General features: G+C 62.4%; 13 protein-coding genes. 9 read left to right on the forward strand and 4 right to left on the reverse strand.

Annotation, left to right across the window (positions count from 1 at the left end):
* Positions 1–49 precede the first annotated feature (49 nt).
* The 6 genes from dgcB (at position 50) to wrbA (ending at position 6,715) form a co-directional block, all read left to right on the forward strand.
* On the forward strand, positions 50–2,005 hold the full coding sequence (gene dgcB / locus ACYU03_RS01965) for a dimethylglycine demethylation protein DgcB (protein ID WP_461887867.1): 1,956 nt from the start codon (positions 50–52) through the stop codon (positions 2,003–2,005).
* Complete coding sequence (gene etfA / locus ACYU03_RS01970) at positions 2,005–3,225, forward strand: electron transfer flavoprotein subunit alpha (protein ID WP_461887868.1); 1,221 nt, start codon at positions 2,005–2,007, stop codon at positions 3,223–3,225. The genes dgcB and etfA overlap by 1 nt, the downstream gene beginning before the upstream one ends.
* Before the next feature lie 10 nt (positions 3,226–3,235).
* Complete coding sequence (gene etfB / locus ACYU03_RS01975) at positions 3,236–4,006, forward strand: electron transfer flavoprotein subunit beta (RefSeq protein WP_461887869.1); 771 nt, start codon at positions 3,236–3,238, stop codon at positions 4,004–4,006.
* Positions 4,007–4,311: 305 nt separating this feature from the next.
* Positions 4,312–4,995: a nitroreductase gene (locus ACYU03_RS01980; protein WP_461891356.1), complete on the forward strand. Its 684-nt coding sequence runs from the start codon at positions 4,312–4,314 to the stop codon at positions 4,993–4,995.
* A gap of 84 nt (positions 4,996–5,079) precedes the next feature.
* Entirely contained in the window at positions 5,080–6,030 is a 951-nt protein-coding gene (locus ACYU03_RS01985; protein ID WP_461887870.1) for a ring-cleaving dioxygenase, read from the forward strand.
* Positions 6,031–6,100: 70 nt separating this feature from the next.
* Positions 6,101–6,715, forward strand: a complete 615-nt coding sequence (gene wrbA, locus ACYU03_RS01990; protein ID WP_461887871.1) for an NAD(P)H:quinone oxidoreductase — start codon at positions 6,101–6,103, stop codon at positions 6,713–6,715.
* Here the strand turns inward: wrbA and ACYU03_RS01995 are convergent, their stop codons facing one another.
* The gene (locus ACYU03_RS01995) at positions 6,716–7,312 is read right to left on the reverse strand and encodes a glutathione S-transferase family protein (RefSeq protein ID WP_461887872.1); all 597 of its coding nucleotides are present in this window, start codon (positions 7,310–7,312) and stop codon (positions 6,716–6,718) included.
* A 265-nt stretch (positions 7,313–7,577) separates the two neighbouring features.
* Between ACYU03_RS01995 and ACYU03_RS02000 the strand changes: the two genes are divergently transcribed.
* Positions 7,578–7,892 carry a hypothetical protein gene (locus ACYU03_RS02000; protein WP_461887873.1) on the forward strand — a complete coding sequence of 105 codons (315 nt, stop codon included), beginning with the start codon at positions 7,578–7,580 and terminating at the stop codon, positions 7,890–7,892.
* Between the two features lie 154 nt (positions 7,893–8,046).
* Positions 8,047–8,184, forward strand: coding sequence for a hypothetical protein (locus tag ACYU03_RS02005; protein WP_461887874.1), 138 nt, complete (start codon positions 8,047–8,049; stop codon positions 8,182–8,184).
* A 117-nt stretch (positions 8,185–8,301) separates the two neighbouring features.
* On the opposite strand, the gene ACYU03_RS02010 is transcribed toward ACYU03_RS02005, so the two are convergent.
* Positions 8,302–9,177: a tryptophan 2,3-dioxygenase gene (locus ACYU03_RS02010; protein ID WP_461887875.1), complete on the reverse strand. Its 876-nt coding sequence runs from the start codon at positions 9,175–9,177 to the stop codon at positions 8,302–8,304.
* Between the two features lie 313 nt (positions 9,178–9,490).
* On the opposite strand from ACYU03_RS02010, the gene ACYU03_RS02015 reads away from it, so the two are divergent.
* Positions 9,491–10,402: a LysR substrate-binding domain-containing protein gene (locus tag ACYU03_RS02015; protein ID WP_461887876.1), complete on the forward strand. Its 912-nt coding sequence runs from the start codon at positions 9,491–9,493 to the stop codon at positions 10,400–10,402.
* Between the two features lie 3 nt (positions 10,403–10,405).
* Here the strand turns inward: ACYU03_RS02015 and ACYU03_RS02020 are convergent, their stop codons facing one another.
* Both ACYU03_RS02020 and ACYU03_RS02025 read right to left on the reverse strand, forming a co-directional pair.
* The gene (locus tag ACYU03_RS02020; protein ID WP_461887877.1) at positions 10,406–11,773 is read right to left on the reverse strand and encodes an amidase; all 1,368 of its coding nucleotides are present in this window, start codon (positions 11,771–11,773) and stop codon (positions 10,406–10,408) included.
* Positions 11,770–12,888 (reverse strand): iron-containing alcohol dehydrogenase, encoded by a 1,119-nt coding sequence (locus ACYU03_RS02025; protein WP_461887878.1) that lies wholly within the window; start codon positions 12,886–12,888, stop codon positions 11,770–11,772. The genes ACYU03_RS02020 and ACYU03_RS02025 overlap by 4 nt, the downstream gene beginning before the upstream one ends.
* Positions 12,889–12,946: the final 58 nt, after the last annotated feature.

Genomic DNA, 12,946 nt, shown 5'->3' on the forward strand with positions numbered 1-12,946 from the left:
GATTCCAGGGGGCTCGCACCCCTTGCAACCGCTGTTGTGGGAGCTTCCCATGTTGAACACCCTTCTACCCATCCTGCTGTTCGCCGCCCTCGGCCTGGCGGTGCTCGGCGCGCTGCGCCGCGTGCGCATGTGGCGTCAGGGGCGGCCGTCCAAGGTCAACCTGATCGCTGGCCTGCTGGCCATGCCGCGACGCTACCTGGTGGATCTGCACCATGTGGTCGAGCGCGACAAGTACATGTCCAAGACCCACGTCGCCACGGCTGGCGGCTTCGTCCTGTCGGCCGTGCTGGCGATCCTGGTGCATGGCTTCGGCCTGCAGAGCAAGATCCTGGGGTACGCCCTGCTGGTGGCCACCGTGATCATGTTCAGTGGTGCCATCTTCGTCTTCAAGCGCCGCCTCGATCCGCCGTCGCGGTTGTCCAAAGGGCCGTGGATGCGCTTGCCAAAAAGCCTGCTGGTGTTTGCCACGACCTTCTTCATCGCCACCTTGCCGGTAGCGGGCATTCTGCCGGAAGGGACCGGTGGCTGGTTGTTGGTCGCTCTACTGGGACTTGGCGTGGTCTGGGGCGTGTCCGAGCTGTTCCTCGGCATGACTTGGGGCGGGCCAATGAAGCATGCCTTCGCTGGCGCCCTGCACCTGGCCTGGCACCGCCGCGCCGAGCGTTTCGGTGGTGGCCGTTCTACCGGCCTGAAGCCCCTGGACCTGGAAGACCCGAACGCGCCTCTGGGGGTGGAAAAACCCAAGGACTTCACCTGGAATCAGTTGCTTGGCTTCGATGCATGCGTGCAGTGCGGCAAGTGCGAGGCCATGTGCCCGGCCTTCGCCGCCGGCCAGCCGCTGAACCCGAAGAAACTGATCCAGGATATGGTCATCGGCCTGGCCGGTGGCACCGACGCCCAGTTCGCTGGCAGTCCTTATCCTGGCAAGCCTATCGGCGAGCATGGCGGCCATCCACACCAGCCGATCGTCAATGGCTTGGTCGATGCCGAGACCCTGTGGTCCTGCACTACCTGCCGTGCCTGCGTCGAGGAGTGCCCGATGATGATCGAGCACGTCGACGCCATCGTCGACATGCGTCGCCACCTGACCCTGGAGAAGGGTGCCACGCCGAACAAGGGTGCCGAGGTGCTGGACAACCTGATCGCCACCGACAACCCAGGCGGTTTCAACCCGGGCGGGCGGATGAACTGGGCGGCCGACCTCAACCTCAAGATCCTGTCGGAGGTGAAGGCCACCGACGTGCTGTTCTGGGTCGGTGATGGTGCTTTCGACATGCGCAACCAGCGCACCCTGCGCGCCTTCGTCAAAGTACTCAAGGCGTCTGGCGTGGACTTCGCCGTACTCGGCCTGGAAGAGCGCGACAGCGGCGATGTGGCCCGCCGCCTGGGTGACGAGGCGACCTTCCAGCAATTGGCCCGGCGCAACATAGAAACCCTGGCCAAGTACCGCTTCCAACGTATCGTCACCTGCGACCCGCACAGCTTCCATGTGCTCAAGAACGAATACGGCGCGTTGGGCGGCGCGTATCAGGTGCTGCACCACAGCACCTACATCGCCGAACTGATCACTGCCGGCCGCCTCAACCTTGGCCAGCACAAGGGCGGCAGCGTGACCTACCACGACCCGTGCTACCTGGGCCGCTACAACGGTGAGTACGAGGCCCCGCGCGATGTACTCAAGGCGCTGGGTATCGAGGTCCGCGAGATGCAGCGCTCGGGCTTCCGTTCCCGTTGCTGTGGCGGCGGTGGCGGTGCGCCGATCACCGATATCCCTGGCAAGCAGCGCATCCCCGACATGCGTATGGACGACATCCGGGAAACCGAAGCCGAGTTGGTGGCCGTGGGTTGTCCACAGTGCACGGCGATGCTCGAAGGGGTGGTCGAGCCTCGGCCACAGATCAAGGACCTGGCCGAACTGGTGGCCGATGCCCTGCTCGAAGACGAGAGCGCGCCGTCAGCCAACAAACCCCAGGCATCCCGACGTGAACCTGCGGAGGTGCACTGATGAGCGACATTATCCGCCGCGACCCGCGCGCCGAGTGGATCGCCCGTAACCGGCTGCATCCCTTGCACGCAGCGATGCAGACCCAGCAGACCAGTTGGATGGGGCCCAATGGCCTGATCCGCAAAAACCCTCATGCAGTTGGCTTTGTCGGCCCCAATGGGCTCAAACGTATCGACCGCACAGGCGCTCAACAGGGCGGCGGCAGCAAGCGCAGCGTCGCTGTGGAAGTGCAACTGCCGCTGCATCAGGTGGCGGACCCTGCGTTCTATATCGCCGTGGTGCCAGACATGGTCGGTGGCCGCCTTGGCAGCCATGACCGCGACCTGCTGGGCCTGGCCCACAGCCTGGCTGGCAGCGACGGCGCGGTGCTGGCGGTGGTGTTCGGCGAACACAAGGAAAGCAACTTTTCCACAGCTGGGGTCGACCGCCTGCTGGTCATCGACGGCGAGCAATACCAAGGTTATGCACCGGAGCAACTGGTTCAGGGCCTACGGGCTGTGGATAACCAGTTCGCTCCCCGTCACTGGCTGCTGCCTGACAGCCGTACCGGAGGCGGTGAGCTGGGGCGGCGCTTGGCCGCGGCCTTGGGCGAACGACCGGCAACGCGGGTGTGGCAGGTCAAGGATGGCCAGTGCATCGGTCGTGCCGGTGCCGGTCAGCAGGACCTGCAGCGCAGCGTGCCACGGCTGATCCTGGCGGCGGCCGAATGCGCCGAACCGGTCAGTGAAACCCGGCATGAAGCCTTGCCTGTGGAGTTGTCCACAACCGTGGCACGCAGTCTTTCGCGCATCGACGACCTTGGCCCGGTAGCTGTGGACCCGGCTGCGATCGCCATGGCCGAAGCCGAGTTCATTGTCTCTGGCGGCAATGGCGTCAAGGACTGGGACCTGTTCCACCGCGCTACGGTAGCGCTTGGCGCCACCGAAGGCGCCTCGCGGGTGGCGGTGGACGACGGCTTCATGCCGCGCAACCGCCAGGTCGGCGCCACTGGCACCTGGGTTACGGCGCGGGTCTACGTGGCAGTGGGTATCTCCGGAGCGATCCAGCACCTGCAAGGCATCGGTGCCTGCGACAAGGTGGTGGCGGTCAACATGGATCCGGGCTGCGACATGATCAAACGGGCTGACCTGTCGGTGATTGGCGACAGCTCGGCGATTCTCCAGGCGCTGATCGAGGCTGTGGACAACTACCGCAGCGGCGCCCAGCGCGACGCGGCATAAGGGCATGAGCATGAGTACGAAAGTCATCAGCCTGGTCTCCATTGGCGCTCACCCTAGCTCTGGCCGCGCCCGGCGTGCCGAACAGGATGCGCGCGCGGTGGAGCTAGGCTTGCAACTGGCTGGGGATAACCTGCAGGTGGTGCATGCCGGCGACCCTCGTGAAGAAGCCTTGCGTGCCTACCTGGGCATGGGCCTGGACCATCTCGACGTGCTGGAGCAACCGGCCGGTGCCGATGTCTTGGGTGTGCTGGGGGATTACTTGCGTGATGCCGGCGCCCAGTTGGTGCTGGCCGGCAGCCAGGCGGAGACCGGCGAGGGCTCGGGCATGCTGCCGTTCCTGCTGGCCGAACGCCTGGGCTGGCCGCTGGTGGTCGGGCTGGCCGAGGTCGAGTCGATCGACAACGGTACCGCCCAGGTCCTGCAGGCGCTGCCACGTGGCCAACGGCGTCGGCTGAAGGTTCGCCTGCCGTTGCTGGCGACTGTGGATAATGCCGCGCCCAAGCCGCGCCAGAGCGCCTTCGGCCCGGCGCGGCGTGGTGTGCTGGCGGCACGTAACGTGGCTCTTGTAGAGGATGAGCTGCTTGCTACTGCCGAGCTGCAACCGGCCAAGCCCCGTCCCAAGCGACTGAAGGTCATCAAGGCCAAGAGCGGTGCCGACCGTATGAAAGCGGCCACGGCGAAGGCCAGTGGTGGGGGAGGCAAGGTGCTCAAGGATGTTTCTCCACAGGAAGGCGCCGAGGCGATCCTCAAACTGCTGGTAGAGGAAGGCGTGCTGCGCTGAGGCGTTGTGCACAAAGTCTGTTGGCCTTTCTGTGGATAAAGTGTTCGCCTATGGCTGTAGGCCTTATCTACCAAGGCTTACAGGCTTTAGACTAAAAAATGATCAATTCAGGCCACGGGTTTTCCGTGGTTTTATACGCCATTGAAAAGTTGAGCCACGCTTTATCGTTCGTAAATCCGAGACCTTGCGTACAAGCCCGGTGGCTTCTCCCGTCTGTTCAAGGCTCCTATTATCGAGACACGCCCTAGGCATTTGAATCCTGTCCCGGCCTGGCTGTGAATCTAATAAGAAGGAGACGAAACGTGATGCCGACTAGCCCGTTCATTGATGATCTGATACGCGTACGTCGTACCAAGCGTGGATTTCTGGATCGCCCTGTATCAATGGGAATGGTCAAGGACATCCTCTCAGCGGCGAAATATGCGCCCAGTTCGAGCAACAGCCAGCCGTGGCGTTGTTATGTCATCACCGGCGCGGCCCGCGAGCGCATTACCGCCGCCGCTGTGGAGGCGTATCGCGCATCGCCGGAAGGCCTGGCGCCGGAATATCCTTTTTTTCCGCAGCCGCTGCACGATCCTTATGCAACGCGCTTCAATACTTTTCGCGGGCAACTGGGGGACGCCCAGGGTTGCAGCCGCGCTGACAAAGATGGCCGGCGACGGGACGTCGAGCGCCAGTTCCGGTTTTTCGATGCGCCGGTGGGTTTCATTTTCACCATGGATCGCCGTCTGGAGTGGGCCAGTTTCCTCTGCTACGGCTGCTTTCTGCAGAACATCATGCTGGCCGCCAAGGGCCGCGGGCTTGACACCTGCCCCCAGCAAATCTGGTCGCTGCAACACCCGTTATTGCGCACTGAACTGAACCTGCCCGAAGACCAAATGGTTATCGCCGGCATGTCGCTCGGTTGGGCCGACAACAGTCTGCCGGAGAATCAGATGAGTATTTCCAAGCTGCAACTGGAAGAATTCGCGACCTTCGTCGACGAATAAACCACCCTCAATACCGTTCAAGCAACCGCAGCCCGCCGGCATCTGCGTCGGACGCGGCTTGCCCAAACAAAAGTGGAGAATGACATGACCGACATCAAAGGCTTTCACCATCTCACCGCCGGAGTGGCCGGGGCCCAAGAGGATGTGGATTTCTACGTGAAGTTGCTGGGGCAGAGCCTCGTGAAGAAAACCGTGCTGCTGGACGGTGAAGACCCGATCTACCACCTGTATTACGGCAATGCCCAAGGCGATGCAGGCACCCTGGTGACGTCGTTTCCGTTCCGGCAGCGTGGCGTGAAAGCGCGTCCTGGCTCGGGTCAGATTCGGGTGATCAACTACTCGGTGCCCAAGGGTTCGCTGGATTTCTGGCGGGCGCGCTTCGAAGCCAAGGGCGTGCCGTTTGACGCGGCCGTGGTCTCGCGTTTCGGAGAAGAGCGCCAGCGCTTCCATCATCCGTGCGGCATTGAGTTCGACCTGGTGGCTTCGGATCTGGACCCGCGTCCACCGTGCGTCGCCAGTGACATTCCCGCGCGTTTCGCGATTCGCGGCGTGCACAGCATCACCTTGTCTCTGCGGGAAGTGCACGAGTCGATCATCTTCATGAAGGACGCACTCAACTTCCGCTATGCCGGCGAACACGGCGTTTATCACCGCTTTGAAACCGCCAACGGCGCGCCGGGGACCATCGTCGAGTTCCAGCACGAGCCCGATCGCCTGCAAGGTTCTTCGATTTACGGTGAGGGGACCATCCACCACGTGGCGTTCGCGGTCGACAGCGTCGCACAGCAAATGGCCCTGAAGGAAAAGCTGATGGCGATGGGGCACATCGACACCTCCGAGTCGGTGAACCGCAATTACTTCCGCTCGATGTATTTCAAGATGCCCGGCGGCGTGATGTTCGAAGCGGCCACTACCGACATCGGTTTTGCCATCGACGAACCCCAGGACCAATTGGGCTCGGAATTCCAGACCCCGCCGTGGCTGGTCGAGCGCAAAGACGAATTGCTCGGCCGACTTGAACCGATCAGCGTCTGATCCCGCTTCTGCACCCCAGGGCGACACCCAAGGTGTCGCCCATTAACTGCCCTTACCCATAGGTTTTGTTATGCCCAACACCAAAGTCCTGATTGTGTTCTATTCCCGCGCCGGCTCCACCGAGATCCTTGCCAACGCCATCGCCCAGGGCGCTATCGCCGAGGGTGCCGAAGTGCGCCTGCGCCGCGCTCGGGAACTGGTCAGCACTGAACTTATGCTGCAAGTGCCCGGCTGGTTCGACAGTGCCGAAGTGATGAACGCGAAATATGAACAACCGACCGAAGCCGACGCCGAATGGGCCGACGCCATTGTGTTCGGCACGCCGACGCGTTTCGGCTCGATCACCTCGGAACTGAAGGCTTACATCGACGGCCTTGGCGGCCTGTGGTTTGCCGGCAAGCTCAATGGCAAGGTCGGCTCGGTGTTCGGCGCGACTTCGTCCAAGCACGGTGGCAACGAATCGACGCTGTTGTCGATCTACGCGCCGATGGCACACCTGGGCTTGATTATCGTGCCGCTGGGGTATGCCGATCCGGTAATGTTCAAGGCGGGCACCCCGTACGGCGCGACCCATGTGTCGAACCACGACACCTTGATGCCGGATGAAGATCACCTGGCCGTGGCGCATTACCAGGGGCGCCGAGTGGCCTCGGTCGCCCGTGCCTTGCGCAGTCAGGCGGCCTGATCAGAGCAGGTCGATCCAGCCGGGTTGCTGTTCGACTCGGGCGAGCCACTGCGCGATGGCCGGGTAGGGGGTCATGTCGAAGCCGCCTTCGCCGGCCAGTGAGACATAGCCGAACACGCCCAGGTCGGCGACGGTGTACGTGTCACCGACCAGCCATGGGCGATCGGTCAACCAGAGTTCGAGCTTTTCCAGGGCCATGTGGCCTTCGCTGTGGTACTGCTCGATCTGTTTGGCCATGGCCTGCACGAGTCCGCGTTTGTGGTAAACGCGGCACAGCGCCAAGGGCTTTTGCAGGTCACCTTGCTCGAACGATAGCCAACTGGTGACTTGCGCCCGCTGGTAGGGATCGTCCGGCAACAAGTGGCTGTCCTGAGCCAGGAACAGCAGGATCGCCGACGACTCCACCAGGCTGCGCCCGTCTTCCAGTTGCAAGACCGGCACTCGGGCGAAACAGCTGATTTTCTTGAACTCTGGCGTCTGGGTTTCGCCTTTCAGCAAGTCCAGGGTCACCCGCTCATAGGCGATCCCCAGTTGATTGAGCAAGATCCGGACCTTCCACGAATTGCCCGAGAGCCGGCTGTCATAGAGTCGCAACATGTTCACACCACTCAGTTCGTGCCTGCCCCTGCAGCGAGTTCCGGGGCCTGAAAGTGTTCGTATCGTACCGTATTTGGCCCGGGCGAAAAGCGCGCGCTCGCGCCATGCACACCTCTAATTCATTAAACCGTAACCTTGATTCACGGACTGACCCTCGTGGAGATTGAAAATCCGAGGCAATGGCCAATAGTGAACAATTAAGAGCAGTCGCCGAGGCGATTCGCGCTGGCCTAATGTGCGCCTGCGCTTTTAGGCCGGGCGCGAGTTGAATCAGGCTCTGGTCAACGGCTACAGCGGTCGGACCTCGGTACAAAGCGAAGGCTTCGACCCCTGCGTCGTGCCGACGCTCATCGATTACGAGGCGGGCCGGATGATCGTCGATACCTTGCCCAACGGCGCATTGTTTTACGGTATTCATCCGGGTGCAGATTGTCGCCCAGACATCCTGAAATGGGTGATGGGCACCGTGTATGACTACAAGATCATGGTCCTCGAGGCGATGATTGCGGCCAACGCCGATGACTCGGAACTGGTCGTCGCCTACCGGTCGAAAATCGCCAAGGAAAGCGGCGGCCGGTAGGTGTGCCATGACGCTGGGTTTCAACGCCAGGCACGGGAAAATGTCGCGGGTCTGCCGGCGGGCCTCGAACAGGCACTGTCCGGCCAGCCATCGCTGTGGTTGAGCCGTCATGGGTTCTCGATGGCGGACCTGGTGTGGGGGGAGCCTGATCTGTATGGCCTACCTCGGCCTGGAGTCGATGTGGGATATCTTGCCCCACGTCAGCCGTTATTTCGAGGCGTTGATCCAGCGGTCATCGCTGCGCGAGGAAGCCATCGAGTCGTCGATCCGCTCATTGCCGCCCTCCAGTTAACTGAATGCGCTGATGGCTCAGCGAATGGAAAGCACCGTACTTTAATTGGCCACGCAAAAAAGGCTTCGGCGGCGTTCATTCTTTGGAGAGCGCTGCCGAAGCTTTTGGACTTTTCAGTCAGCCCCGTTGCTTGGCCATGTGCGGGCAGACCGCCGGCGGATCGCCGATGAAGCTTCGGGCCGACCACAACTCCGGGAACGGAATTTCATTCAGGGTCGGCACCAGCCACGCGATGCCCTCGGTGCCAAAGTAGGCGGGCCGCGCGCCGAAGGTGCGACGGGTGGCCATCAGGTGCCGGTATTTCCAGTGGCTGAACCCTTCGGCGATATCAGCCAGGGTTTCGCCCAGTCGTTGCAGCTCCGGATAGGTGTTCGGGCCAGCATAAATGTCACGCCACAGTTGTTCGACGGCGGGGGTGGGGGCGTAAGGCAGGCGCCAGTCACGTTGCAGCGATGTGGCCGGCAGCGCCAGACCGCGACGGCTCAAATAGGCGAGCACGTCGTCGTAGAGGCTCGGTTCGGCCAGCGCCTGATTGAGTTGCGCCCAGCGCTGCGGTTGCGGCTCGAAATGCTGCAAGTGTTCGACTTGCTTGATCCCCAGCAGGTAAACCATGTGACGATAGGTCCAGCCCTGGAGCGCAGTGTCCTTGCCATAGGTGCCCTGGGCGCGGGACAGGATCGCCAGCAAGTCGTTGGGGGTCATCCAGGCAATGGAACGCCAGATCGCATCCAGCACGTCCTGATGGGCAACCACCCGTTGCAAAGTCTGTTGGGCCTGCGCCAAATCGTCGGTCCGCAACTGTGCTTGCGCGGCTTGCAGTTCCTTGATGATCAGCATCCAGTACAGTTCGGAAACCTGCACATGGGCGATCCACGCGGGCTCGCCGGGATGGTCACTGACGGTGCGTTGCAGCGAGTGCAACGCGTCGGTCTGCATCCAAGCGCTGTAGGGTGTTTGCCCGGCGGGCGGCATGACGGGTTGAGTGGTGGACATTTTATTATTCTCCTCAGGTGTTCACGGCAAACAGCCGCCTGGCGGCGGTCTTTTTGCGGCACAGGGCGCAGGGCTTGGTTAATAACCCCCTTCGAGTCTAGGGTGATCAAAAGTGCTTGAGAAGTTGGCCGTTCCTGTACGTTGGGTCTCGAAAATACGAACGATCCAGGGACCGCCCAGCAATCCGGGCGCCTCACTGCAAGCGGCTGTCGCAGGTGCTGAAATCAGGGTTTGCAACCTCTGGCGCCGGCCATCACATTACGTTCATATGACGTGATGCTGTTTCCACGGGATTGAAAAGGTTAGGGCGCCAATGCTGGATTTGAAGGATGTCTATTACTTCGTTCAAGTGGTCGACCGGGGCGGTTTCACGGCGGCGGGCAATAGCTTGCGCTTGCCGAAGTCGACCCTGAGCCATCGGGTGCATGAGCTGGAAAACCACCTGGGCGTGCGCCTGATCAATCGCACCTCGCGCCAGTTCGGCATGACCGACGTTGGCACTGAGTTCTACCAATATGCGATTGCCCTGCTGCACAGCTCGGAGGTCGCCGAGGAGGCGGTGCGCCAGCGGTTGACGGAGCCCAGCGGCGTGGTGCGGATCACCACGGCGGTGGAAATCGCCCAGTTCGCCTTGCGTGATCTGCTGCCAGTGTTCCTCAACCGCTACCCCAAGGTGCAGATCGTCGAAATTTCCACCGACCGTTTGGTGGACATTGTTGGTGAAGGCTTTGATCTGGCAATTCGCGGGCATATCTCGCCGTTGCAGGATTCGTCGCTGGTGCAGCGGGCGATTGCCAGCGTGCCGTGGTTCCTGTTTGCCGGCGCCGATTACCTGGACAAGATGGGCGCGCCGGCCAGCCCAGATGAGTTGCTGCAGCACTCGACGATTTCCATCGTGCGCGGCGGCTCGCCGCAATGGCAATTGCGCGGTCCGGCGGGCAAAGACGTGGTGGTGCCAATTGCGCCACGGTTCCAGAGCAACGACATGATTTCCACCAAGGAAGCGGCGTGCGCCAATCTTGGGGTCGCCGCATTGCCCGGCTATATCTGCAAGTCGGAGATCAAGGCTGGCACCTTGCGCCGAGTGCTACCGGAATGGATGGTAGCGGACGCGCGCATGACCGCGTTGATGCCGTATCGCACCGGGCTGTTGCCGGCGGTGCGGGCGTTGATTGATTTCCTCGCCGTCGAGATCCCTAAGGCGACGACCTTCGACGACGAGTAAAGCTCAGGCAGGTGTGGTGGTTTTGGCCAGCAAACGCTCCAGCTTCGCCGCCAGTTGCAGCAGGCCGGTGTCGCCGCCGGGGCGGGCGACAATTTGCAGCGCCGACGGCAGCGGGTTGCGATGGCTAGGTAGTGGAATCGAGATCGCCGGGAACCCCGCCAGGTTGAAGGGCGCGGTGTAGGTCATCAGCGCTTCGCGCACCGTTCCCGACCACCCGCCGATGCTGATCGCCGATTCCCCCACGGACGGCGCGAGGCAGGGGCTGGTGGGCAGCAGCAGGTAGTCGACGTTGGTCATCGCCCGACTGAGGCGGGCACTGAACTGGCGTCGCGTGTGTTGCCACCGGGCGTAGTCGCTGAGCACCACGCTGCCGGCGCGATTGAGCCGGTCGACGGTTTCCGCTCCGTAGTGCTGGGCGATGAAGTCCCAGTCGTTGCGAGCGAAGTGGGTGATACCGCCCTCCGTTAGCACAATGCCAGCGAAGGCCTGGAAGGCGCCGTCGAACAGTCCGGCGCAATCGATGTCCTCACAGCTATAAGCACGGCCTACAGTGGCTACAGCCCGTTCGAAGGCGGTGGTCACCTCCACGCTCATCGGTACCGGATCGACGTGGCGGATCACCCCAAAGCGCGGTGGCGCACTGGGTGGGTGGTCGGATCGGGTGATGTCCAGCGCCGCCGCCAACAGCATCACGTCACTGACGCTGGCGCCTAACAAACCTGGATGGTCGAGGCTGGGGGCCAAGGAAAAAATCCCCTCGGTGGGCAGCAATCCGTAGCTCGATTTGAAACCGACCACACCACACAACGCGGCGGGAATGCGCACCGAACCGCCGGTGTCGGTGCCGAGCCCAGCCGCCACCGCGCCGTAGGCAATGGCCGCTGCCGCGCCGCCGCTCGACCCCCCGGCAATACGCTGGGTGTCCAACGGGTTGAGGGTGTCGCCGAAGGCGTCGCTGGCGGTGGTCACGCCCCAGGCGAATTCGTGGGTGGTGGTCTTGCCGATGATGATCGCGCCCTGATCCACCAGTGTGCGCACCACCGCCGCGTCCGCCGATGGCACATGGCCGATGTACGCCGCCGACCCGTAGCGGGTTTCAATGCCCCGGGTGTCGATCAGGTCCTTGACCCCAATCGGCAACCCTTCCAGTGGCCGAGCGATGCCCATCGCGTAGCGTCGGTCACTCTCGGCGGCGGCCGCCAGTGCTGATTCGTTGGCCAGGGTGGCAAAGGCCTTTACCGTGCGCTGACTAGCCTCGGCAACTCTCAGGGCATGGCTGGTCAGGTTCACGGCACTGACGTGGCCATCGATCAGCGCCTCACGGGCGTTGCGCAAGCCCGGTGTGCGCCGCGCCAGGAACCGGCCGCTCACCACAAGCGCTCCAGCAGTTGCTTGAGTTTGTTCGCGGCATCGCTGCCCAGGTCGTTGACCTCGTTTGGGTAGTGAGTTATCAGCAGGTCGGCGATGTTGGCCAGCTGCGCTTTATCCAGATCGAACTGGCCGATGCGGTTCGGCAAGCCGAGGTGGGTCACCAGGCTAGCGATGCGATGGGCCAGCTGTTCGGCCGCCGTTGTCTCGCCCTGTGGCGCGGAGAATGCTTCGAGCTTGCTGCCGTAATAGTCGGCGCAGGCCTGGATGACCGGGGCGAGAGTGATGCACGACGTGGCGCTGTGGGGCAGCCCATACGTGCCACCGAGGATGTGGCCGATGCGGTGGCTGAGTCCGTAGATCACCGAGGCTGGGGAGAAGTAACACTGCCAGGCCGCCAGTTGCAGTTGCAGCAAATCATCGAGGCTGACCAGGCCCTGGTCGATGGCGTGACGGGTATCAATCTCCGTTGGCCACTTTTCCAGCACGCTGAAAAAGCGCTGCAAACCACTGGCCGACATGATCGCGTGGGGATGATCGACCGCGACTTTGCGCATGCCTTCGATGGCGTGGTCCATGCCCTTGATTGCCGATGACAGCAGCAACGGGCGAGGTGTATCGAGCAATAGGATTGGGTCGATCACCACCACTTTCGGCGTGGTTTCGCGGATGGCGTAGCTGCGTTTGAATTTCTCCGGGCCATCGGTTTCGGTGATGCCGAAGTAATGGGAAAACTCCGAGCCGGAGAGGGTGGTCGGCAATGCCGCAATCGGCAGAAAGCGCCCGGTCTTCTGGAAGTGCTGGTACGACACGGCTTTGGCCGCATCGAGCACCGAACCGCCGCCCAGCGCGATGATCGAGTGGGCTTGCAGGCGGATGCACTCGGCCAAGGCTTGTTGCACGGCGACATCGGGCACGTGCGCCGGCAGCTCGGTAAAGCTGCCCACGCCGTTCTGGACATGGGGTTGCACGTAGCTGCTGTTCAGATGCGCCAGCGGCGCGACGGTGAACGTGATCGGACGGTCAATGCCGTAATCACCAAAGTGGGCCACGGTCTCGGCCAGGCTGTTGGCGCCCCAGAACACCGAGTCCTGCGGCAGACAATTCAAATGATTCATTGTTCTAGACCTAAAAACGGGTGTGCCTTGCAGATTGGCGGTCGCGCAGCCCACCGCC

This window comes from Pseudomonas sp. X10, assembly GCF_054889225.1.

Excerpts from the sequence above, each read along its gene's own strand:
- ACYU03_RS02025 (WP_461887878.1), bottom strand. The coding sequence starts at position 12,888 with ATGAATCATTTGAATTGTCTGCCGCAGGACTCGGTGTTCTGGGGCGCC.
- ACYU03_RS02015 (WP_461887876.1), top strand. The coding sequence starts at position 9,491 with ATGCTGGATTTGAAGGATGTCTATTACTTCGTTCAAGTGGTCGACCGG.
- ACYU03_RS02005 (WP_461887874.1), top strand. The coding sequence starts at position 8,047 with ATGGCCTACCTCGGCCTGGAGTCGATGTGGGATATCTTGCCCCACGTC.
- ACYU03_RS01980 (WP_461891356.1), top strand. The coding sequence starts at position 4,312 with ATGCCGACTAGCCCGTTCATTGATGATCTGATACGCGTACGTCGTACC.
- etfB (WP_461887869.1), top strand. The coding sequence starts at position 3,236 with ATGAGTACGAAAGTCATCAGCCTGGTCTCCATTGGCGCTCACCCTAGC.
- ACYU03_RS01995 (WP_461887872.1), bottom strand. The coding sequence starts at position 7,312 with ATGTTGCGACTCTATGACAGCCGGCTCTCGGGCAATTCGTGGAAGGTC.
- ACYU03_RS02010 (WP_461887875.1), bottom strand. The coding sequence starts at position 9,177 with ATGTCCACCACTCAACCCGTCATGCCGCCCGCCGGGCAAACACCCTAC.
- dgcB (WP_461887867.1), top strand. The coding sequence starts at position 50 with ATGTTGAACACCCTTCTACCCATCCTGCTGTTCGCCGCCCTCGGCCTG.
- ACYU03_RS01985 (WP_461887870.1), top strand. The coding sequence starts at position 5,080 with ATGACCGACATCAAAGGCTTTCACCATCTCACCGCCGGAGTGGCCGGG.
- wrbA (WP_461887871.1), top strand. The coding sequence starts at position 6,101 with ATGCCCAACACCAAAGTCCTGATTGTGTTCTATTCCCGCGCCGGCTCC.
- etfA (WP_461887868.1), top strand. The coding sequence starts at position 2,005 with ATGAGCGACATTATCCGCCGCGACCCGCGCGCCGAGTGGATCGCCCGT.